The organism is Methylomicrobium lacus LW14, assembly GCF_000527095.1.
GTDB lineage: Bacteria > Pseudomonadota > Gammaproteobacteria > Methylococcales > Methylomonadaceae > Methylomicrobium > Methylomicrobium lacus.
The window spans coordinates 1,405,898-1,428,184 of the sequence record NZ_AZUN01000001.1 but is presented as its reverse complement, the minus strand read 5'-3'; the positions used below and the strand labels follow the sequence as shown (position 1 = coordinate 1,428,184).

13 protein-coding genes and 1 pseudogene are annotated in these 22,287 nt (G+C 51.6%); 7 read left to right on the top strand and 7 right to left on the bottom strand.

Translation table 11 applies throughout. The annotated features are described in order from the left end of the window. Positions 1–206: 206 nt before the first annotated feature. The 4 genes from METLA_RS0106400 to METLA_RS20680 form a co-directional block, all read right to left on the bottom strand. Positions 207–431, bottom strand: a complete 225-nt coding sequence (locus METLA_RS0106400) for a hypothetical protein (protein ID WP_024297754.1) — start codon at positions 429–431, stop codon at positions 207–209. A 12-nt stretch (positions 432–443) separates the two neighbouring features. Then, positions 444–3,812 carry a DEAD/DEAH box helicase family protein gene (locus tag METLA_RS0106395; protein ID WP_024297753.1) on the bottom strand — a complete coding sequence of 1,123 codons (3,369 nt, stop codon included), beginning with the start codon at positions 3,810–3,812 and terminating at the stop codon, positions 444–446. A gap of 49 nt (positions 3,813–3,861) precedes the next feature. Next, positions 3,862–5,376, bottom strand: coding sequence for a sigma-54 interaction domain-containing protein (locus METLA_RS0106390; protein WP_024297752.1), 1,515 nt, complete (start codon positions 5,374–5,376; stop codon positions 3,862–3,864). Positions 5,377–5,554: 178 nt separating this feature from the next. Beyond that, a complete protein-coding gene (locus METLA_RS20680) occupies positions 5,555–6,547 on the bottom strand; it encodes an AAA family ATPase (protein WP_024297751.1) in 993 nt (330 codons plus the stop codon). A 77-nt stretch (positions 6,548–6,624) separates the two neighbouring features. Here METLA_RS20680 and METLA_RS23940 point away from each other — a divergent pair, with 77 nt between their 5' ends. Then, positions 6,625–6,921: a hypothetical protein gene (locus METLA_RS23940; RefSeq protein WP_084480082.1), complete on the top strand. Its 297-nt coding sequence runs from the start codon at positions 6,625–6,627 to the stop codon at positions 6,919–6,921. A 191-nt stretch (positions 6,922–7,112) separates the two neighbouring features. Here the strand turns inward: METLA_RS23940 and METLA_RS0106375 are convergent, their stop codons facing one another. Then, positions 7,113–9,407 (bottom strand): nitric-oxide reductase large subunit, encoded by a 2,295-nt coding sequence (locus METLA_RS0106375; RefSeq protein WP_024297749.1) that lies wholly within the window; start codon positions 9,405–9,407, stop codon positions 7,113–7,115. Between the two features lie 37 nt (positions 9,408–9,444). After that, positions 9,445–9,654 (bottom strand): ferredoxin reductase domain-containing protein, encoded by a 210-nt coding sequence (locus METLA_RS0106370; protein ID WP_024297748.1) that lies wholly within the window; start codon positions 9,652–9,654, stop codon positions 9,445–9,447. A gap of 348 nt (positions 9,655–10,002) precedes the next feature. Between METLA_RS0106370 and METLA_RS23465 the strand changes: the two are divergent. The 3 genes and pseudogenes from METLA_RS23465 to METLA_RS0106355 form a co-directional block, all read left to right on the top strand. Beyond that, a pseudogene (locus tag METLA_RS23465) lies at positions 10,003–10,478 on the top strand (transposase); the annotation flags it as partial. A 181-nt stretch (positions 10,479–10,659) separates the two neighbouring features. Then, entirely contained in the window at positions 10,660–12,618 is a 1,959-nt protein-coding gene (locus METLA_RS0106360; RefSeq protein ID WP_024297746.1) for an aconitate hydratase, read from the top strand. Positions 12,619–12,724: 106 nt separating this feature from the next. Then, a complete protein-coding gene (locus tag METLA_RS0106355; RefSeq protein ID WP_024297745.1) occupies positions 12,725–15,103 on the top strand; it encodes a glycoside hydrolase family 15 protein in 2,379 nt (792 codons plus the stop codon). A gap of 34 nt (positions 15,104–15,137) precedes the next feature. Here METLA_RS0106355 and ppc read toward each other — a convergent pair whose 3' ends face one another. Continuing rightward, positions 15,138–17,762, bottom strand: coding sequence for a phosphoenolpyruvate carboxylase (gene ppc, locus METLA_RS0106350; protein ID WP_024297744.1), 2,625 nt, complete (start codon positions 17,760–17,762; stop codon positions 15,138–15,140). 812 nt (positions 17,763–18,574) lie between these two features. Between ppc and gndA the strand changes: the two genes are divergently transcribed. From gndA to METLA_RS0106335, 3 genes are all read left to right on the top strand, one after another. Then, positions 18,575–20,011, top strand: coding sequence for an NADP-dependent phosphogluconate dehydrogenase (gndA, locus tag METLA_RS0106345; protein ID WP_024297743.1), 1,437 nt, complete (start codon positions 18,575–18,577; stop codon positions 20,009–20,011). Positions 20,012–20,181: 170 nt separating this feature from the next. After that, positions 20,182–21,594, top strand: coding sequence for a glucose-6-phosphate dehydrogenase (zwf, locus tag METLA_RS0106340; protein ID WP_024297742.1), 1,413 nt, complete (start codon positions 20,182–20,184; stop codon positions 21,592–21,594). After that, a complete protein-coding gene (locus tag METLA_RS0106335) occupies positions 21,591–22,283 on the top strand; it encodes an HAD family hydrolase (protein ID WP_024297741.1) in 693 nt (230 codons plus the stop codon). The genes zwf and METLA_RS0106335 overlap by 4 nt, the downstream gene beginning before the upstream one ends. The last annotated feature ends 4 nt before the right edge of the window (positions 22,284–22,287 follow it).

The following is a 22,287-nucleotide window of genomic DNA, read 5'->3' as shown; positions in this document are numbered from 1 at the left end:
ATTGCCGGTATCCAGTTCACAAGGATGTGAAAGGCCTTCGCCGTCCTTGGCTTCTGGGCTCATGCCGGGCTGTCCTGCCCGGCACCCTTCGGGCGAGTGCCAATCCGCTCCCGGCGGATTGGTCCGGCAATCCCTGCCGGAACGACGTGTTTTTCTTAACTTAATGGCAGTGAGTTTACAGGGAGGTACTTTGTGTTCCATGTAATCTAATTGTACAAAATTTCATCGGGGCTGCGTTCATCTAAGATAGGTAGCGCGGCGCAGTCATGGGCAATTTTGAGCAAGGCGGCTTGTCGATCTTGCTTGGATTTTTTTGCCAATACGCTGGATAAAAAACTGGCTTCGTCGCGCAAACTTTTTTCCAATTCTTTGATGCGCTGGGTGGCTCTGGTCATCGGTAAATTGTCGGGTACATTAATCATGATTTGCATGACTGTTTCCTCTTAATTCGGTGGTGTCGGTTGTTTACCGAAGCTTTGTACAATCGACAGTAAGTCGTCGATTTGTTGTTCGTTGGTAAATAAAGCATCCAGTTCGCCGATGGCGGCAAACGGCATTTGGTAAAGATGGTCGATTTCAATCGCGCCGCTTTGGGCGATTTGGCGTTTGAGCAAGCCTAAAAACTGCACTTGGCGGGCGTTGAGACTAGGGTATTGTTGAATGAAGGCGGCAAAACGCTGGTTGACCTTATCGGCATCCATACCCACGATGGAACGCAGAATTTGCTCCAGCGGGGCGGCGGTATCGTAAAAGCTTTTTAATACCTGTAAATCCACTTCCGGATGGTGTGTGTGAATCAAGGCATTGAGATTGGCCAATTCGGCTTCCGTAACCGCTTCGCCGGCGCGGATTTTCTTGAGGACGGCATCCTGTTCGAACAGTTCCTTTAAGGCTTGCTCGACTTTGAGTCGATAGCTGGCCATATCCACCGCATTGAGGTAGGTGCTTTGTTTTTCGCGGATTTCGTCGCCGTCAGGAATGTCGACGATGGGTTTATCGACGGTTGGGCCGGTTCCTTTGTCTCGGTGCTGCATAATGCTACGCAGTTCGATGCGCGCCTGTTCCAGTTCATCGAGTGACGCGTTTTGCCACCAAGTCAGCTCGCGGCATTGTTTGATCAGCGCGGCCTTGGCTTTGACCTGGTTCAAGTTCATTTGCAGTTGCCAGAGCTGGCTGATGGCTTCGCCGGCCAGATCGCCGAAGGACTGGGTGTTTTGCAATTTGTGTTGCTGGATTTGGCAGAGCAGCAAATCCCATTGGTAAGCATCGCTGTGGCCGCGCACATCCAGCCATTGCATCAGCGGGGCGATGTCGGTTTCCAGCAGCGTGACGGTATTGGGGCTGAACTGGCGCAATACGTCCAGTTGGCTCATCTGCTGTTTGAGTTTCCATTTGTCGCGCACGGCGATGGTTTTGTCGTCCAGGCTGTTGATGGCTTTGTGCAGGGATTGAGCGACCACGTCGAAAAAGTCCGGTTCGGCGTAGTGCAGGGCGGTTTTAGCCAAGCCTAGTTGTGATTCAAACAGGCGCTGCATCAGCGATTTGCTTTGGCTGATTTCGACCTCGCGTTGTTTCAGGCCGTGGTATTCCACCACACCCCAATGATCGAAAATCTGAAAGTGGGTTTTGTGGTTTCCGGGGCCGAACAGATTTAGGCACAACCGGGTGCCGCGTCCGACCATTTGCCAGAATTTGACCGGCGATTTGACCGGGCGAGCGAAGACCAGATTGACGATCTCCGGCACGTCGATACCCGTATCCAGCATATCGACCGAGATGGCGATGGTCAGTTGGTCGTTGCTGCCTTCGCCCTTGAAGTCGTCGATCAGTACTTCGGCGCGCGGATCGTAGTTGTCGATGACCTGGCAGAACTTGCCGGCGTATTGGGGATATAGCTCGTCGAAGAGCTTTTCCAACAATTTGGCGTGCTGGTGGTTACGGGCGAAGATGATGGTTTTGCCCAGCGTTTGTCCATCGGCCTGACGAATGCCATGTTCCATCAGGTTTTGCAGGATCTTGCGGTTGGTGTCCTTATTGAAAATAGCGCTGTCGATCTCCTGGGCATCAAAATCCAGGTTGTTGGGATCTATGCCTTGGTCTTCCAATGCGGCAATGGCTTCGGCGGACAAGGCATGGCCTTTGATGCCGTCGCGCAAAAATTGCGTGGTGTGTTTGACCACTTGATACGGCACCAGATAGCCTTCTTCGACGGCCGTTTCCAGCGTGTAATTGCTGGTGGGCTGTTTGAAGTCGCAACCGAACAATTGGCAGGTGGAACGGCTGACCATTTCCACCGGTGTGGCGGTCAGGCCGACCTGCAAGGCATCGAAGTAGCGGAACATGTCGCCGTAGATGTTGTAGATGCTGCGGTGCGATTCATCGGCGATGATCAAATCGAAAAAGCCGGGATCGAAGGTATCGAACACTTTCATCATGGCCGGATAGGTGGCGACGAAGATGCGGTTGTGGGTATCCTGTACGCTTTTGCTGGTCAGGATGGTAATCGGTGCGGGCAGAAAGGCACTGAAAGCATTTTTGGCCTGTTTGCGCAGCTCGCGCCGGTCGCAGACGAATAATACGCGCTTCACCCAGCCGGCTTTCATGCAGACATCGGCCAGGGCAATCGACAGTCGGGTTTTGCCGGTGCCGGTGGCTTGTACCGCCAAGGCTTTGCGTTGTTTGGTCTCGAAACGCTCGGTAATGCGTTTTAAGGCTTCGTGTTGATATAAGCGGTCGGTCAGGATGTCCGGCTTTGGCGAGACGGTATTGAACGGTTTGCGCTCGATGCGCTGGCGTATCTGATATTGCAAGCTGGATTTGGAATAAAAACCGTACAGCCGGCGCGGCGGGTAATTCTGTGCTGCATGGTCGTCCCACAGCCAGATATCGTGGCCGTTGGTGTAAAAAATGATCGGACGCTGGCCGTGCATTTTTTCCAGGCCGTCGGCGTAGTATTTGGCTTGATGGCGGCCGGTTTCTGCATCGACGGCGGTCTTTTTGGCTTCGATTACCGCCAACGGTTTGCCGTTGTCATCCCATAACACATAGTCGGCATAACCTTCGCCGCTGGTGGTGGGTTGATGCAGCACTTTTTCTTCCAGGGTGACTTGATCATTATCCTCAAGTTGCCAGCCAACTTGTGTTAGTTGCAGGTCGATCAGGTATTTGCGGGTGCTCGCTTCGTTGAAATGTAAATCCAGCGCCGCTTTTTGTCCTTTGTTGGTGGCTTGTTGTTTAAGCTGCTCCAATTCCTGGGCGGTTCGCTGGAGTTGCGCAGCTTTTTCGCGTTCCGCTTCCAATTCCGCCAGCATGGCCTGCATGCTGGCTTCCTGTTTGGCGTATTGCTCCAGCAAGGCTTTGCGTTCTTTTTTATAGTCGGCTTTTTCCGATTGCGCAGGTTTAGGCGCTTGGTAATCCGCTATGCTGTTTTGATCGCCATTGGCGTAGGTAATGAATAACCAACGCGCAATGTCGAAAGCTTCTTTCAATAACCACTGGGCGCTTTGTTCGCTGACCTTATCGCCATGAGCGGCTTTATTGCCGTGAATGCGCAATGCATGCAGTTTGTCGATGACGACTTTGGGGGTTACCGCTTCGAAGGCCGCGTTGGTCAACTGTTCCATGAAGTTGGCTTGCGGCGGTCTGGGTAAACCTAGTTGGGAATAGACAATCGCAACCGAACGCTCGGCAAAGTTGCGCAATTTGGTCTGCGCGCTTTGCGGGTCGAGGGACGCATAGTGTTCGGCAAATCCGGCCAAGCTGGCCAATTCCGGCCAGACGCTTCTCAGGAATTCAAAATTCTGTGATTGCATGATGTCGATTCTATCCATGTCCCTTCTATAGCGAAGAGCGTGCCAATTTTTATTGGATGCCTAATTTGTCCATCCAGTTACTTAGGGTTTGGTAGTTGGGCAGGCCCAATAACTCCGTGGCTTTTTTCTTATTGCCGGCCGCTTGAGTCAGCGCCTGAGCAATGTATTTACGTTTTATACCATCCAGAAGGCCTTGAATATCAAGGCCTTCGCCAATGTCTGGCAGCTCGCTTGAGTTACTATTGGTTGGCCGGGTAAGCATGGCTTCCTGAATATCAAGATCGGTAATGGTATCCGTGTCAGCCCAGATCGAAGCGCGCAGTAACGTGCCGTGTAATTCACGAATATTACCTGGCCAAGCATAGTTAAGGATAATATTTTTTGCTTTTACAGAAAGTTTTTTATCAACAAAGGCTGGCTGATTGGACGCTTCGCGGTTGATCGCAGTCATCAAATGATCGACGAGCAAGGCAATGTCCCCAGTTCTCTCACGCAAGGGTGGTAAAATCAAAATGCCGATAGCCACACGATAAAACAGGTCTTCTCGAAAGCGGCCGATGGCGATGTCTTGCGCGAGGTTTCGGTTGGTCGCAGCGATAATCCGCACATCGACGGTCTTTATGGCGCTATCTCCGACTTTGCTGATTTCGCCGGACTGGAGTACACGCAACAAGCGGACTTGCGCATCTTCCGGCAATTCGCCAAATTCATCCAAAAACAGTGTACCACCATCTGCTGCTTCAAAATATCCCGCTTTATTGCTCACAGCCCCCGTGAAAGCTCCTTTGATATGGCCGAACAGTTCTGAATCGATCAAGTCTTTGGGAATGGCGCCACAATTGACGGTGATAAACGGTTTGCCCTGGCGTTGGCTGGTATTATGAATGGCCTTGGCAAACAACTCCTTACCAGTACCCGATTCTCCCATGATGAGAACCGGCACATCTCGCACTGCAATTTTTTCGGCTTTTTGGATGACGCGTAAGAAATCTTGATTTTGCGTCACGATATCGGAAAAAGCTGCCGACGGCGGCGCTTGGGCTGACGACAGTTCGGAGAGTTTTTTGTCGGCATGCTTAGCGATTTGCGGCACAAACTCGGCCGAGATGTCGAAAGGGATGCTGACAAACTCACCGCCTTTGTCTTTGGTCGATTGCACGAAACGCGTGTTGTACTTGGTTTTACCCAGCAGTATCGATACAGCCGTCATCGACGGCGTGCCGGGTGAGAGATGGATGCTGATATCCAGGTTAGGGTTACTGGCAGTGAGTTTCTGTAAATAACCGTCTACGGCATGGTGTATATCACCGAAGTCGATAGGGGAACGTAACGAGCAAGGAATGGAGGCAACTTTTATGCTGTTAAACTGAGCCAACCAGTTGATGTACGCGGTCGCTTTTTGCTGGTTGTGATCATGTAATAAATGGAGCTCGTCGAAGCTGAGATTTTTGAGAGCACCTAATATCGGACCGTCGCCAATAGGCTCGCTGGTATTACCGGAAATCAGGCCTGCTGCTTTCAGGTCAGCGATTCCTAGCCATGACAATAGGATTTTTAGGTGCATCTTATCCAAAGTTTCTCTAATTACCACCAGAATAATCCTAAAGGTAGCTTAACTCAATCGATGAATAAAATAATTTATAGTCGCGTAAGTTTTTTTATTGATTTTTTTTTGGGGGGGGGCGGTCGACGACGACTTGTGATTGGCCGCTGAGCAACAATTCCCCAACGGCTGGTACAGCTCAATATGATATAAATCCAATGGTGGCAAGCCGTTTGCCATTTTTGCGAGGCACAAAATCGTCGGGACAGACAGAATGCTTGCCATCTTCAGCTATGTTTCTCAGTGCTGCTTTACCACAAGCGGCGATGAGCTCCCGCTGCAGCAATCGAGGTTCCAATTGGCTGTGGATGATTTTTTCAAGCAAAGCTGGCTGTAAATCATCGCTAAATTGTAGCCCCCACGGATGCTGTTGCCGAATTTTTTGATAAATGGACCGAATAACGGCAGCCATTTGGTCACTGTTTGGGGACTTGACCTCAATGACCGTAAAGCGGGAAATGATGGGCTCGGGAATTAGTTCGCACGCATTGGCAGTTGCCAACCACAGGATGTGGGAACAGTCGATTGCAAGCTCCAGGCCTTCATCGACAAATACGGCAGCAGTGTCTTTCTCTAATAATTGATATAACGAGCCCAGAGGATCATAGCGTTTGTCCCCGCCGCACTTATCGATTTCATCCAACATAATCAAGGGATTTGCTTTATGACCGCGGGCAAGAGCTTCGGCAATACGTCCAGGTTTCCCATCCGCCCAATTGGACGACATGCCGCCCAGCACGAAGCCTGCGATAATGCCGGATAAACTGACTAGGTCAAAGTAAGTATCAACGATTTCAGCTAATGCCCGACAAAATGCAGTTTTACCTACGCCGGGTGGACCTACAATCAGTAAGGGATTGGCAGCGATGGCGAGGTGTTGGTTCATCAGCGCCAGTGCAAATTGTTCACGATAATACTCAATCGCTTCAGCGAAGTTTGGGAACCTCAATGCCAAGGTATCGAGGTCACTTAGAATTGAGGCGGATAACTGACTGACAGGCAACAAACCGCATGTGTCGCCGAGGTAACTCAAATAACGGTCATGATTACGGTACAAATTGCTTTTACGGTCATGCTTGTTCAGCATGTAGTGCATTTTTTCGGTATCGAATACCATGATGAGTTCAGGCATCTGACTCGGGTCGTATGACGTGTGTTTGACGGATGACTCTTTAGCGAGCGCTTGCGCTCGCAGAAAATGAGGAAGAGATGCGCCTGACCCACTATTTTCGGATCAAAAAGGTGATGGCATTATTGGCCATTGTCTTTTGTTGGGCGCATAAAACGGGGGAATGGAACCATCAGGTCAGGCCCTTAAAAACGAAAAAGCATGGACGACCGGAGCAGAGTTTGTTTCGCTATGGGCTGGATTATCTGACAGACAGCCTTTTGCATGGCCTCCAAAAAATTGAGGACAGGTTCAGGCTATGGGTGTTGTTTTTATGTCCGCCCGACATGATCGTCGTTGACGGACAGAATCCCGAAATAATAGCTCTCCAAACATGAGTGAGAGCCTGTGGATAAATTTTTTGTCGTGTACAGAGTAAACTAGAGACGAAAAAATGGTCGCTATTGCTTCAAACTGATCATTAGATTTTTCAATCCTCCTAAAAAGAGTCAGTTATCCATCGGACTCACGGATTTTGCAACTGATCCTTTCATAGATAGGTTTTTATTACTTCAAAATGCCTGATATGTCAATCCGTCTGCTGTCGACGCACCCCCAGCCAGCCTTTGATGGATGCGATTACCAACGGTATGGCTCCGAATAGGATAAATACCAGGTCACCAGGTAGACGTAGCCATTCGATCAGTCGCGAGCGTTCGCTACCGATGTAATCAAGGCTGCGCGCGTGCCAGTACCCATGCTGGACTACATCCCAGACCTGTAACACTCCGCTGGGGAACAAGCTCATCATTAACATCAGCATCAGGCCGACGTTGGTACCCCAAAATCCGACTTTAACGTATTTCTCGATGTCGACCCAGTGTGCATGGGTGCTGGTCTGGCGCAACACGAATACCATCAGCGCAATCGCCAGCATACCGAATACGCCCATCATCGCGGCATGGCCATGGTTGGGCGTCAGTTGGGTGCCGACTTCATAGTAGCTGACGATCGGCAGGTTGATGAGGAAGCCGAAGATGCCGGCACCGACGAAGTTCCAGAAGCCTACGGACATCAAGAAGTAGAACGTCCACTTCTGGGGTATTGCTACCGATTGGCCGCAGGCATCGCAGTCACCACGTGTGGTGCGCACGAAATCCCATGCGTCCAGGGTCAGCAGCGTCAACGGCACCACTTCCAGCACCGAGAACATCGCCGACAGTGCCATATTGACGCTACTCTGGCCTGTAAAATACCAGTGATGGCCGGTGCCGATCAGACCACCTCCGAAATACAGGATGGCGTCGAGGTAAATCACACGAAGCGCGACATTTCGCCGGGTAAGTCCCAGTTGATAAAACATCAGCGCCACCATCGTGGTGGCAAAGAATTCAAAGAAACCTTCGACCCATAGATGGATGATCCAAAAGCGCCAAGTATCCACCACGGTGAAGTTGGTCTTGGCGCCGAAAAAGAGTGCCGGAATGTAAAACAGCGGAATTGCCAGGGACGCCAGCAAAAACAGCCTGACCAAAGGTTTCGATGCCGGCTCGCTCAAAGTATCTGGCTGCACCAGCTTCAATAATATCGCAAACCACACCAGCAGGCCGGCGATAAGCAGGTACTGCCACAGACGCCCGAGTTCCAGGTATTCCCAGCCCTGGTTACCAAGCCAGAACCACCATTGACCCAGCATTTGCGAGATGCCTGCCCACTCGCCTAACAGGCTGCCGCCTATGACCATGACGAAAGCGCCGAACAGTAGATGAACCCAGCCAGCGAACCAGTGTGGTTCATCGTTGCGCAGTGAACGGCCGAGAAACAAGGCCGCGGCAACATAGGCGGTAGCAATCCAAAAAACCGCCGTTTGCAGATGCCAGGTGCGCATCAGATTGCTGGGAAATAGCCGTTCCAGCTGGAAACCGTAAAAACTGCCAGGATCGGCACGATAGTGCGCCACCGCACCACCCACCAAAGCCTGCGCAAGAAACAGCATTGCCATCACCACGAAAAATTTCACCAGTGCCAGCTGGCCGGCGCTGGCTTGACCAGGCAACAGATGAGGGTGCACATGCTGGCCGGTGCTAATCCAGCCAAGATAATCGAACTTGCCGAACATCAACAGTACGATTGCAATACCGGCCAGCAGCACGACGAGACTCAGCGCACTCCATAGCAGTGCGTCAGGTATCGGCGTGTTACCAACGCTGGGATCGTACGGAAAGTTGTTGGTATAGGAGTAATTCTCACCGGGACGGCTGGTCACGGAGGCCCACGCAGTCCATGTGACGAATGCGGTAAACTGGTGCAATTCAGTCGGATCGCTGATCAGCCCACGCTGGAGCCCGCCATTACGTTCGGGGTCAAGGAAGTAATCAGTCCAGTAAGCAATCTGTCGATGGTAGGCGGCAGTCTCCGGCATGGTCAGATGCAGTGTTGCGCTGGCGGCATCATAATGATTGGTTTTTAGCTCGACCGCCGTTTGTGCATACACTGCCGCCAGTTGCCCAGGCGTCAGCGCAACCAGTGGTTGTTGGTATTGCTGCTGCGCAATGACCGTGGCGGTATCCTCGCCGATACGGTGCAATGTCTCGGCCGAATAATCGGGCCCCAGGTATGCGCCATGACCCCAGATACTGCCGTTGTTCATCAATCCGTATTTGAGAAAGATTGCCTGGCCTTCGCTGATGTCGTCGCCGGTAAACAGGCGAATACCTTGCGCATCAAGCACCTGTGCAGGAATCGGCGGAGCGTTGCGGTAGGCCAGTGAAGTGATGATGATCAGGCCTGCAAAGCCCAGCACCATCACGATCATCACCGTGCGCAGCCACCAGGGAGACAGCGCAGAGTCCTCTGTAGTTAAGGGATGTGCAGCAACATTCATAGTATTCTCCTTAAATAAGTACCTAATACAATCGTCATCAGTAGCCTGAAAACTCTTCCGTGCGGATGTTGTCATCGTCGACGCCCGCTTGGCTCAGTATTTGTCGCATCGCATTCACCATCGCGGGCGGGCCGTCGATGTAGTAGATGGGAAGCGTCAAATCATCAATGTATTTCAGGAGCATGGCTTTGCTGATAACCCCGGTTTCTCCATGCCACTCGCGGCCGGACTTTTCCATCTGCGTCATCGTACCGATAAAGGTATAGTTTCTGTTAAACAGTGTGGAAAAATTGCCAGTTATTGCTAATAAAGAGCGTCAAAATTTGTCAGAAGTAATTTTCATCTTGTTGTTTTTAAAGTTTCTAATGTATCACTTAACTGGAAAAACCGATGCCGAAAGTGGAAAAGTTGGAATCTTTTTTACAACTCCCACGTCTTGAGCACTCTTCGACGAAAACTAATGACACGAGTGAACCGAACAGCTACAGTTAAACTTAAACCAAACCTAGAGGTGGTACCGAAAAATTGAACAGCCGGTTAAGTGGAACGCCTGCTACTTTAGAATGTCCAGAAGGACGTTAAAACGGAGCAGAAAATGTCACTCAAAACGAGAAGAAAACATTCACCGGCGTTCAAAGCCAAAGTTGCCATGGCCGCGCTAGCGGGTGATAAAACCCTGGCGCAACTCGCGCAGGAATTTGAAGTTCACCCGAATCAGATTACCGATTGGAAACGGCAACTGACAGAGCATGCGGCTGAAGTATTTGGCAAACCCGCTGAATCGGCGTCACCCGCTGTCGATCTACAGACTTTACATGCCAAGATCGGCCAGTTGACGCTGGAAAACGATTTTTTAGAAGGCGCGCTCAACAAGGCGGGATTGCTGAGCGCAAAGCGATGATAGACCGTCATGCGAAACTATCGATTAGCCGTCAGGCAGACTTACTCAATATCTGCAGGGGCAGCATCTATTATTTGCCTAAGCCCGTCTCGGAGCGTGATTTGGACCTGATGCGGCGACTGGATGAATTGCATTTGAAACACCCGTTCATGGGTGCCAGAATGTTGCGCGATCGGAACGGCCTAAGTGAAACGTTAAATTGGCCAAATTATTGTCTGCACGTTTCTTAGTGTTATTATTTAAGTTCTTCTTTAAGAAGCTTTTTCATGGCAGATACAAGTATTTCTTCAGAGGAGGTTTTTACTTTTTAGAAAATTAATTTTGAACGTCTCTATGTGGGAGTACAAAGCCATGGGTAAAAACGTAACGCAGAAGCTTATCAAAAGCCACTTGATCGAAGGTCGTATGATACCGGGTGAAGAGATTGGTTTGAAAATTGATCAAACGCTCACTCAGGACGCAACGGGCACTCTGGTCATGCTGGAATTTGAAGCACTTGGAATTCCGCGCGTACGAACCGAGCTTTCCGCACAGTATGTGGACCACAATCTCCTCCAGGAAGACTTCAAAAACGCCGACGACCATCTGTTTTTGCGTAGTGCTTGCAAGAAATTTGGCCTTTGGTATAGCCGGCCCGGTAACGGCGTGAGTCATCCCGTACATATGGAACGCTTTGGCATGCCGGGAAAAACCTTGTTAGGCTCGGACAGCCACACCTGTGCGGCTGGTTCATTGGGGATGCTGGCAATCGGCGCGGGTGGCCTAGAGGTGGCGATGGCTATGGCGGGGGAACCTTTTCGCGTCAACATGCCGAAAATATTGGGTGTCAAATTGGTAGGGAAGCTTCCCGACTGGGTGAGCGCCAAGGACGTGATTTTGGAAATGCTGCGCAGGTACGATGTGGACGGCGGGCTTGGCAAGATCGTCGAGTATTACGGTCCCGGATTGAAAACCCTAACCGCTATGGACCGGCATGTGATCGCCAACATGGGAGCCGAACTAGGAGCCACCACGACGGTGTTTCCGGCGGACCATGCGGTTATGGCGTTTCTGAAAAGTCAGGGGCGTGAGGACGCCTTTCAGGAAATTCTCGCGGATGAGGATGCGGAATACGACGAATACGAGGAAATCAACCTCTCAGAACTGGAGCCTTTGATTGCGACGCCCAGCAGTCCGGGTAAGGTGGTACCGGTGCGCGAGGTGGCGGGCAGGGAAATATACCAGTCCTATATCGGATCGTCCGCTAATCCTGGGCTGCGGGACTTTGCCATCGCGGCCATGATCGTGGACGGCAAACAGGTACACGACCGCGTTTCATTCGACGTCAACCCCACGTCCCGACAGATATTGGAAAACATGATGTCAATGGGCATACTCGGAAAGCTCATCCATGCCGGCGCCCGCCTCCATCAGGCGGGATGCGGCGGCTGTATCGGCATGGGACAGGCTCCGGCTACGGGTCGCATTAGCCTGCGCACCGTTCCCAGAAATTTTCCGGGCCGCTCGGGCACCAAAGAAGATCAGGTTTATTTGTGCAGCCCTGAAACCGCCACCGCCTCGGCCTTGACCGGCGTGATTACCGACCCACGTACGCTAGGCATGGAGTACCCCCGTTTTATGGAACCCGAGACCATGCTCCTCAATACCGAGATGCTGATCCCTCCTACACAGGAAAGCGAACTGTATGACCTGGAGAAAGGTCCCAATATCAAACCCCTGCCACAGTTACAACCTCTGCCCGAAACACTCCAAGGGCTAGTGCTATTGAAAGTGGGGGATGATATTTCCACGGACGAAATTATGCCGGCCGGTGCCAAGGTGCTGCCTTTTCGCAGTAATATCCCAGCAATTAGCCGGTTTGTTTTCAGCCAGATCGACGAGACGTACTATGAAAGAGCAATGGGCCATCAGCAACAGGGATCATTCGTTGTGGGCGGCGCCAATTACGGACAGGGTTCGAGCCGCGAGCACGCAGCCTTAGGTCCCCGTTATTTGGGAGTTAAGATGGTAATCGCAAAAAGTTTTGCCAGAATACATTTACAAAATCTTAGCAACTTCGGCATTCTCCCTCTGATATTTACCAATCCTGAAGATTGGAAGAAGATATCCCAAAGCGACAGGCTTTCCATTCCTAATGCGCGCAATGCCATTCGCATGGGCAATAGAGTCCAGGTAAATAATATAACTAAAGACGAGACCTATGAGACCGAACACACGTTGACGCCCTACCAGGTGGAAATGGTGCTGGCGGGTAGTCTGATCAATCTGGTTAAACAAAAAGGGCTGAACCTGGCAAAAAATCAGGCATAAAATAATAATTCCAGTCTGCTGAATCAGAGCGAACAGGTGCTATCCACCGAAAAGTGATGAGGTTCATAGCGCATCCCAACCTCGTAAATCAAGAAGGAATACTTAAATGTCAGAAAAGTCGTATCCTAAAGGGGTAGCTCCTGCACCTTCCAGTATTTACCCAACTTGGGCACCTGCTGCCAAAGACGCGGTTGGCACGGCATTAGGTACCTCACGCGTATGGTTTACCATGGCGCAGGGTATTATTACCGAGGTGTATTACCCGCGCCTGGACATTCCTCAGTTAAAAGACCTGGGTTTCATCATCGCCAACGGTACAGATTTCTGGATTGAATTACGTCGGCTGGGCGATTATATGGTGACCTGGCAGGACGATGTCATTCCGGCAATCACCATCACCCATCACCATGCCCGTTTTATGCTAACACTTAAGATATGCATTGATCCGGAACGTGATGTGCTGCTGGTCGATTTTATGTTAAAAGGGGATGCAGATCTGCAACTCTATCTACTGGCTGCACCCCGTATTGGCGAAGATGCGACTAGCAATCAGGCATGGACGGATGTGTGGGAAGGTCACCGCATGTTGTGGGCTGAGCAGGGGCCGTTCGGGATGGCTCTGACGGCTGTCGATCGTGAAGGTCGGCCAGCGCTGCTACAATGTTCAGTAGGATTAGTGGGTAGGAGCGACGGCTGGCAAGATTTTAAACTCAATAACGGCATGACATGGCACTATGCCCAGGCCGGCCCTGGCGAAGTAGCGTTCACTGCGCAATTGTCCTGCACCGGTACGTTGGCCCTGGGGCTTGCCAGCAGCCGTGAAGCCGCCGCCACATTGGTCCTGCAATCGCTGTCGACAGGTTTTGAGACGCTCTGGACAAGGTATTGCCAAGGCTGGCAGCAGTGGCTGGAGACTCTGCACTGGCCACCTGAGTTGGAGGCTTTGCTGGATTCTAAGTCCCTCATACTATTACGGCGTTCGGCAACAGTCATAAAAGTTCACGAAGATCGTACTTTCCCGGGTGCTTTTGTCGCAAGCCTGTCGGTGCCTTGGGGCGAAGCCAGCAACAGTCGGGGTGGCTATCACTTGGTATGGGCGCGCGACTTAGTCGAGACGGCAGGTGCATTGGTGGCACTTGACGATATAGCGGATGCGCAGCGGTGTTTGATTTACCTCATCGCTACCCAGCAGGCCAATGGCCATTGGCTGCAAAACCAGTGGCTGGGCGGCAAGCCTTTCTGGCAAGGTATACAGCTTGATGAAACGGCTTTCCCGGTACTGCTTGCCAGCGCCTTGGCGGAGCGAAATGCACTGGGTGAAGTACGAGTGGGCGACATGGTGCATCGGGCCCTTAGCTTCATAGCGCATGAAGGGCCTATGACTGCCCAGGATCGCTGGGAGGAAAACCCGGGCATCAATACTTTTACCGTCGCGGTAGCCATTGCTGCGCTGGTCGAAGGCAGTCGATTTCTCGCAGGGCTCGAATTAGACTGTGCGCTGATGCTGGCCGATACCTGGAACACGCGCCTGGAAGAGTATACCTGGGCAGCCAATACTACTTTGGCTCAGCAACTTGGAGTACCAGGCTATTACATGCGCAGCGCGCCGAAAGACATATTGATTCATGAAGGAGCCAAGTTTGAACATCTACTGATCAAAAACCGCGAGAATTACCCAGGGGTTGCCGCCGATGAACAGCTCGCTATCGGTTGCTTGCAGCTTGCCCGCTTTGGGCTGCGTGCCGCTGATGACCCTGCCATGGTAAGTAGCGTTCAGGCTATTGACCTGCTGCTCAAGGCCAATACGCCTAACGGTCCGGTGTGGCATCGCTATAACGGCGACGGTTATGGTGAGCATCCGGACGGAGCGCCTTTTGATGGCTGGGGGCAGGGTCGAGGATGGCCGCTTTTAACTGGTGAACGTGGACATCTGGCCTTACTGGCGGGAGAGGATGCACGACCTTATTTGCAGGCTATGGCGCAAATGACTGGTAAAGGCGGGCTGTTGCCAGAACAGGTGTGGGATAGCGTGGCCATCCCTGAGCGTGGCCTGTATCCAGGCCAACCCAGTGGCTCGGCAATGCCGCTGGTATGGGCGCACGCCGAATTCATCAAACTGGCGCTAAGTATAGCAGCAGGCGCGCCAGTCGATAGGCCTGCACGCACCTGGGCCCGCTACGGCGGACGCCATCCACAACTTGATTACGCTTTGTGGCAACCACGCCAGCGTGTGAAGCAACTGGTTGCCGGTCAGGAACTGCGCGTGCTGTTGCCCGAAGCTGCACAGGTACACTGGGGTAAGAATGACTGGCAAAACCCGGCGGATGTCATCACTGAAGATTGGGGATTAGGTTACGTTGCACGGCTGCAGACCAAAGAGCTTGTTGCAGGCGAGCACATCGACTTTACCTTCTACTGGCTTGACCGCAAAGTGTGGCAAGGTGAAAATTTTCAGGTTGTCGTTATTACAGGAGATACGCCATGATGTCTTAGGAAACCTATGGAGGAGAAGGAAGTCATTATCCGGTATTACGCATCCCGGCTGCAATTCCAGCAATAGTGACCTGCAAAGCTTGCTGTACCGTATCCTGATGTTCTTTATTGAAGCGTAACCGTCTAAGCATTTCCGCCTGCAGATAATGTAAGGGATCGAGGTAGGGATTTCTTAAATTGATTGCATCCCTAAGCAATGGCTCATTGTCCAGCAAATGCGATTGCCTTTTAATCAGATTGACGCTGTCTTTTAAATTGGATAACTGTTGTCTTAATTGTTTTCCTAAAGGGTGAAGCCGGCTATCGACCAGCAACTTTTCATAATATTCAACCATGTCACTGTCGGTCTTGGCTAAGACCATTTCCACTAGATCGATATGAGTGCGGAAGAAAGGCCAGTGACGATGCATGTCCTGCAAATTTTTCAACATTTGGTCGTTTGCTCCCGCCAGCGCTTGTTCGGTACCTAGCCAGGCGGGAACCATTAATCGAATTTGCATCCAGGCAAAAGTCCAGGGAATGGCTCGTAGTGATTTGATACCTTTATCAGCACCCCGATTGTTAGGCCGACTTCCTAACGCTAGTTGACCGAGTTCCTTGATAGGCGACACTTGTTGAAAATAAATTTCAAATTCTTCGTTATCTTGGGTGAAGTGCCGATAGCTTGTTACCGCTTGGCAGGCAATTGAGGTCATCTGTTTGCGCCAAAGCGGTTTGACCTCTGGAGGCGGTAAGAGCGTTGCCTGAACAACGGCCGATACATACATACTCAGGGTTTGAGTGGTCAGTTTCGAAGTGCCAAATTTAAAACGAATCATTTCACCCTGTTCAGTAACGCGTAAGCGTCCGTTAACAGACCCCGGCGCTTGCGCAAGAATCGCTAAATGAGCCGGTCCCCCGCCGCGCCCAACTGATCCGCCTCGACCGTGAAACAACGTAAATGGCGTAGCATGTTGATGAAATAGTTTCACCAGTTGTTCCTGGGCTTGATACTGCGCCCAAGCTGCAGCTGCTTGACCGGCGTCTTTAGCTGAATCCGAGTAGCCGATCATGACTTGCTGATGATCGCCCATAATGGTCCTGTAATCGGACAACGACAACAACGAGTCGATGCATTGTGAGGCACCGGCAAGATCAACCAGGGTTTCAAACAGCGGTACAACGCTTAGATTAAGGTCGGCACCAAATTCTTTGAGCAAAAGTTTGACCGCTAACACATCGGAAGGATTTGCCGCCATCGAAATTACATAGGCGCCTAAGTATTCGATTTGCTGTCCGGCGATTACTCGAAAAGTATCGATAACCTCATTGGTGTCAGCCGAGCCTTTCCAGCCGACTGGTAATAGTGGCCGTTTATTTCGCAGTTCCTGAAGTAAAAAAATTTGGCGTTGTTGTTCATCCCAGCTTTTGTAATTGCCCAGCTCTAGATATTGGAGAATTTCCGCCAGAACATCCGTATGTCGCGAGGCTTCTTGTCTGATATCCAGCTTGGACAAGGTTAAGCCAAAACATTGCAGTCGGCGAATGGTATCGAGCAATTCACCATTGGCAATAACACTGAGTCCCTGCTGTTCCAGTGAACGATAACATAATTGCAATGGGGCTAATAGTTCGTGGGTGCAATGATAAATATCGAGGTCAAGGGCTTTGTCGTGATCTATCTTGTATTGGCACCAATCCCGTGTTGCGCGCAGTTTGTCCTTCACCAGTTCCAGTAAAGTTCGATAGGGTTCTTCCGAATCGCCTACCATTGACTTCAGCTCCTCCGAACAAAATTGCATCGATAATTGGGCGATCAAAGTATTAACATCTTTGAGATACATCTTTGCAGCACTACAGCGACCATGAAGAATCACGCGTTCCGTCACGGCAGCCGTAACGTTTGGATTGCCATCCCTGTCCCCGCCCATCCATGAAGAAAGCTGAACTGGAAAGCGGTCTAGGGACAAGTGAGCTCCCGTACATTGTCTTATTGCCTGATCTAAGGAACGGGCAAACCGGGGAATAGCCTGCCAAAAGGAATTTTCAATAACGGCAACTCCCCACTGTGCTTCTTCGATCGGTGTCGGTCTTAGCTTTCTAATCTCATTAGTGTGCCAGACTTCCGTAATCACTTGGCGTAGTGTTCGAGTGATGTCCTCCACCTCATGAACTGATAAATCATTATGATCCAATGCTTCAAGCAATTCGGCAACGACCTCATATTTCCGGATTAAGGTTCTGCGTACTACTTCAGTAGGATGAGCCGTTAACACCAGATCAATCGATAACGCATCAATTGCCGCATAAAGTTCTTGTTGAGTAACACCTCGGCTTAATATTTCTGCCAGACTAGCATCGATTGTGTCCCTAACATCTAAGTTAGAACGTTGGCGCTTAACCGAATCATACTGTTCGGCAATGTTGGCCAGGTTTAAAAACTGGTTAAATGCTTTGACGACCGGCAATAATTCATCATCAGGCAACTGGCGAAGGATTTCGATGAGGGTTTGTTTACTTTGCAATTGTCCATGCCTGGCTTGTAGTGCAAGCGTGCGGATAGTCTCAATTTTATCGAAAAACGTCTCTCCCAAATGCCGTTGAATGGTTTCTCCAAGCAATCGACCCAACAGCCGAATATTATTTCTTAAGGATGTCTGAGTATCACTCATAAGGTAACCTCTGTTATTTGCAATTTAAACCACCATGCTGCTAAGCCTCTGAATTATTGGTTTTTTAGATATTCGGGCATTTTCAAGTCAATTCTTGTTTCAAAGCTCACTTTTGTGAAGGACTCACGGCCTTTTTTACGCCTCGGTGGGCGCTCTTGACCTTGTCATTTTCCAGCAACAATAAGTTGAATACCCGCGTCGTACTTGGTTCGTTGTACTAGTAGACGAATGATAAAGCAATAAGATAGTAATCTTATTGATCGATTTTGACGTTGTTGATTGACAAATATTCGAGGCTGATTGACACTCCATAGTGTGAAATATCGTCAGGACACTGTGCATATTAACCTTGATTGCGAGCACATCCAGACGCAGATATATTCGCAGCTGTCCGTGGCGGGACATTTGACGATTTTCCTGTCGCGCAAGCGCGGCTCGTTCTGGTCGTACTACGCTCCGCGTCAATTTTCTGCTGACAGTGTGCGGAGCGCAACTGGTGGCGACTGTGATAGCGGTTTATGGGGTATTTATGCTCTGGGGTTGAGCAGTGTTCGTTTGGAGTTTTGCGCTGGTCTGATTCCTCGTGAATGATCGTGTGTAACTGCTTGAGTATCGGGTGTTTGATCCAACTGTCACGCTGCTATTGTCCAAGAAACCGATCTGTTTGACACCGCAGATCGCCAAGCAGGCTAGGACCGGGGCGAGGCTGAGCGGTAAATAAACAAACGCGAACAACGTGCTGGCATGGAGGAAAGGGTGAAGATAAAAATCAATTCCACCAATTTCCCACCAACTTCTCTGGAGACATAGCCATGTCCAATAAGCAATCACAACAACGGTATGCAATCGGCATGGTCGGTCTGGGCGTCATGGGGCGCAATCTCGTGCTGAACATGGGTGACCATGGCTTTTCGGTGGTGGGCTATGACAAGGAACCAAGCCAGGTCGAAGCCCTCAGGAAGGAATCGGCCGATCGGGACATCTGCGGGACGGAGAATATAAATGACTTCATTGCCATGCTCCGCCCACCCCGTGCGGTCATCATACTCGTGCCCGCTGGTGCGCCCGTCGATTCGGTCATCAAGGATTTATTGCCGTACTTGGACAAGGGCGATCTCATCATTGATGCTGGCAACTCCTACTTCAAAGACACCGACATGCGTACCCGCCACCTGACGGCAAAAGGCATCCAATTTCTCGGGGTGGGCGTCTCGGGTGGCGCAAAAGGTGCGCGTTACGGACCGAGTATCATGCCAGGTGGGCCGAAAGACGCCTACGAACGAGTCCGCCCCGTCTTTGAAGCTACTGCTGCGAAGGTCAATGGCGATCCGTGCGTGACATACCTCGGTTCAGGTTCGGCCGGCCACTTCGTGAAGATGGTCCACAACGGCATCGAATACGGTGTCATGCAATTGATCGCCGAGACCTACGACCTGATGAAACGTGGTTGGGGCTTGAACGATGATGAAATGCATGAGATCTATGCTTTATGGGATAAGGGAGAGCTCAATGGCTATCTGGTGGAGATCACCAGTCATATTTTCTCAAAACAGGACGAGAAAACCGGTAAGCGGCTGATCTCCGAAATCCTTGATGTGGCCAAACAGAAAGGCACCGGCATGTGGACCTCACAAAGTGCAATGGAACTGCAAGTGCCGATCCCAACCATTGACCTGGCGGTCGCGATGCGGGACTTATCCGTGTTTGCGACGGAACGGGAGCTGGCCAGCGTAATTTATCAGCGATCCCAGCGGCGCTTCGTTGGCAACCGTAACCTGTTTCAGGAACAACTTGGCCGCGCTCTTTTTGCCGCGATAATCATCACCTATGCGCAGGGTATGGCACTTTTGGCGGTTGCTTCGGAAAAATACCAGTATCGCCTCGATCTTGAAGCCGTGACGCGGATATGGCGTGGCGGCTGCATCATCCGTGCTGCGTTGCTGGAAGACATCTGCGCGGCGTTTCGAGCGAAGCACAATCTGCCGAACTTGCTACTGGATCCCAACTTGTCGCGCAAGCTCATGGAGCATCAGGAAGATTTGCGCCAAGTGGTGTGCCAAGCGGCCGAGTTAGGGGTGCCGACTCCGGGGTTGATGGTTTCGTTGGGTTATTTCGACGCTTATCGCAGCATCTGGCTGCCGGCCAATCTCATCCAGGCCCAACGCGATTATTTCGGTGCGCACACCTATGAGCGGAACGATGCCAAGGGTGCCTTCCATACGGACTGGGAAAAGGGAGAAGAAACATGAAAACGAATGTTCAATCGACCCAGCCGTGTCCATTATTTTTGGCGGAGCCGACAACTTGACTTAGCCGAAACTCTTTTCGACGTCTCCACGCGACGGCGTCAGAAAGTTAATGGTGAAAATCGGCGAAAGGGCGAATTTGGTGGGCATGATGAGAAGAAGAGGGTACTGAGATGCACAATAACTATAAGCGCACGACGTCGGCTGATGCATTGGTGATCTTCGGCGTGACTGGCGACCTCGCCCACAAGATGATCTTTCCGGCACTCTATGCGATGGCCAAGCGTGGCGCCCTCAATGTCCCGGTGGTAGGCGTCGCCTCCTCGAAATGGAACCTGGCGCAAGTGCGCCAGCAGGCGACGGACAGTATCAAGCAAGCCGGCAAGATTGATGACCGGAACGCCTTCGACCACCTGCTTTCCAAGCTCCAGTATGTGGGCGGTGATTACAACGACCCGGACACGTTCAAAGCGCTCAAACAGACGCTGGGCGATGCCCGACACCCGGCGCATTATCTTGCGATTCCACCCGCGCTGTTCGCGACGGTTATCAAAGGGCTAGGGGCTGTGGGGTTAGCCAATCAGGCGCGTGTCATCGTTGAAAAGCCGTTCGGGCGCGACCTGGCCTCGACTCGGGAGCTCAACCGCACGGCGCTGTCGGTGTTCGTGGAAGATTCGATCTTCCGCATCGACCACTATCTCGGGAAGGAGGCGATTATGAATATCCTCTATTTCCGTTTTGCCAATTCGTTTCTTGAACCGATCTGGAACCGTAACTGCGTGGCCAGCGTGCAGATTACGCTGTGCGAGGATTTCGGCGTAAAAGGCCGCGGCGCATTTTACGAAAGTGTCGGATGTTTGCGCGACGTCATCCAGAACCACCTGTTCCAGATCGTCGCGCTGCTTGCCATGGAACCGCCTGCCTATCAGGGATTTGGCGCCGTCCACAGCGAAAAAGCCAAAGTGTTCCAGGCCATACGGCCTCTGCACCCTGAAGACGTGGTGCGCGGCCAGTACTCAGGCTACCGGAAAGAGCAGGGCGTGGCTAAGGGGTCGGATGTCGAGACGTTCTGCGCCCTGCGGCTTTTTATCGATTCGTGGCGCTGGGAGGGTGTGCCATGGTACCTGCGTTCCGGCAAATGTCTGGCTGCAACAGCAGCCGAGGTTTTGGTGGAGTTAAAGCGGCCACCGCAAAGGCTGTTCGACGATTCGGCGCCGGTGGTCGGTCGGCCCAATTATCTGCGTTTTCGACTCTCTCCCAACTCCGCAGTTGCCATCGCCGCGCGTGTCAAGCGTGCAGGCAAGGAATTCGTCGGCGACCAGCGTGAGCTCTACTTGCTGGATGAACAGCCGGGACAGGAAACACCCTACGAGCGACTTTTGGAAGACGCCATGGCTGGCGACGGAGCGCTCTTTATTCGTGAGGATGCGGTAGAGGCCGCCTGGGCTGTAGTCGATCCAGTGCTTAGTGATCACCACAAGGCTCACCGCTACAAGCCCGGCAGTTGGGGGCCGAAACAAGCTGATGCGCTCATTGCGGCAGATGGAAGTTGGCACAATCCCATACCGGTTGAGAAGACAACATGACAGCAGCAAACGAAGTGGTGTTCCTGCTGGACATTGACAACACCCTGCTCGATAACGACCGCATCGTAGCCGATCTGGGCGACCATCTTGCATATGAATTTGGCGAAGAGAGCCGGGACAGATATTGGAAGATTTTCGAAGCGCTACGTATTGAACTGGGCTATGCGGACTATCTGGGCGCCTTGCAACGCTATCGTGTTGGTGCCATGAATGATCCGCGGTTGCTGCTGATGTCTGCATTTTTAGTGGACTATCCTTTTGCAGAGCGCTTGTACCCTGGCGCGCTCGACGTCATCGCATATCTCCGCCGTTGGGGAACAACGGTGATTCTGTCGGATGGTGACGTGGTGTTCCAGCCGCGCAAGGCACAACGATCGGGATTGTGGGATGCGGTCGAAGGCCGGGTGCTTATCTACCTGCACAAAGAGCAAATGCTAGATGACGTCGAGCAGCGTTACCCGGCTCGACATTACGTCATGGTGGACGACAAGCTGCGCATTCTGGCGGCAATGAAAAAGATCTGGGGAGATCGTCTGACGACCCTATTCCCTCGCCAGGGCCACTACGCGCTCGACCCAGGGAATATCGCCGCCTATCCGCCAGCTGATATAACGATTGAACATATCGGCGACCTGATCGATTACGATTTTTCCACCTTGCTCGGCATCCCCAAAGCCGACAGCACATAATAGG

Excerpts from the sequence above, each read along its gene's own strand:
- METLA_RS0106335 (WP_024297741.1), top strand. The coding sequence starts at position 21,591 with ATGACAGCAGCAAACGAAGTGGTGTTCCTGCTGGACATTGACAACACC.
- METLA_RS0106360 (WP_024297746.1), top strand. The coding sequence starts at position 10,660 with ATGGGTAAAAACGTAACGCAGAAGCTTATCAAAAGCCACTTGATCGAA.
- gndA (WP_024297743.1), top strand. The coding sequence starts at position 18,575 with ATGTCCAATAAGCAATCACAACAACGGTATGCAATCGGCATGGTCGGT.
- ppc (WP_024297744.1), bottom strand. The coding sequence starts at position 17,762 with ATGAGTGATACTCAGACATCCTTAAGAAATAATATTCGGCTGTTGGGT.
- METLA_RS0106400 (WP_024297754.1), bottom strand. The coding sequence starts at position 431 with ATGCAAATCATGATTAATGTACCCGACAATTTACCGATGACCAGAGCC.
- METLA_RS0106395 (WP_024297753.1), bottom strand. The coding sequence starts at position 3,812 with ATGCAATCACAGAATTTTGAATTCCTGAGAAGCGTCTGGCCGGAATTG.
- METLA_RS23940 (WP_084480082.1), top strand. The coding sequence starts at position 6,625 with ATGCGCCTGACCCACTATTTTCGGATCAAAAAGGTGATGGCATTATTG.
- METLA_RS0106390 (WP_024297752.1), bottom strand. The coding sequence starts at position 5,376 with ATGCACCTAAAAATCCTATTGTCATGGCTAGGAATCGCTGACCTGAAA.
- METLA_RS0106375 (WP_024297749.1), bottom strand. The coding sequence starts at position 9,407 with ATGAATGTTGCTGCACATCCCTTAACTACAGAGGACTCTGCGCTGTCT.
- METLA_RS0106370 (WP_024297748.1), bottom strand. The coding sequence starts at position 9,654 with ATGACGCAGATGGAAAAGTCCGGCCGCGAGTGGCATGGAGAAACCGGG.
- METLA_RS20680 (WP_024297751.1), bottom strand. The coding sequence starts at position 6,547 with ATGCCTGAACTCATCATGGTATTCGATACCGAAAAAATGCACTACATG.
- METLA_RS0106355 (WP_024297745.1), top strand. The coding sequence starts at position 12,725 with ATGTCAGAAAAGTCGTATCCTAAAGGGGTAGCTCCTGCACCTTCCAGT.
- zwf (WP_024297742.1), top strand. The coding sequence starts at position 20,182 with ATGCACAATAACTATAAGCGCACGACGTCGGCTGATGCATTGGTGATC.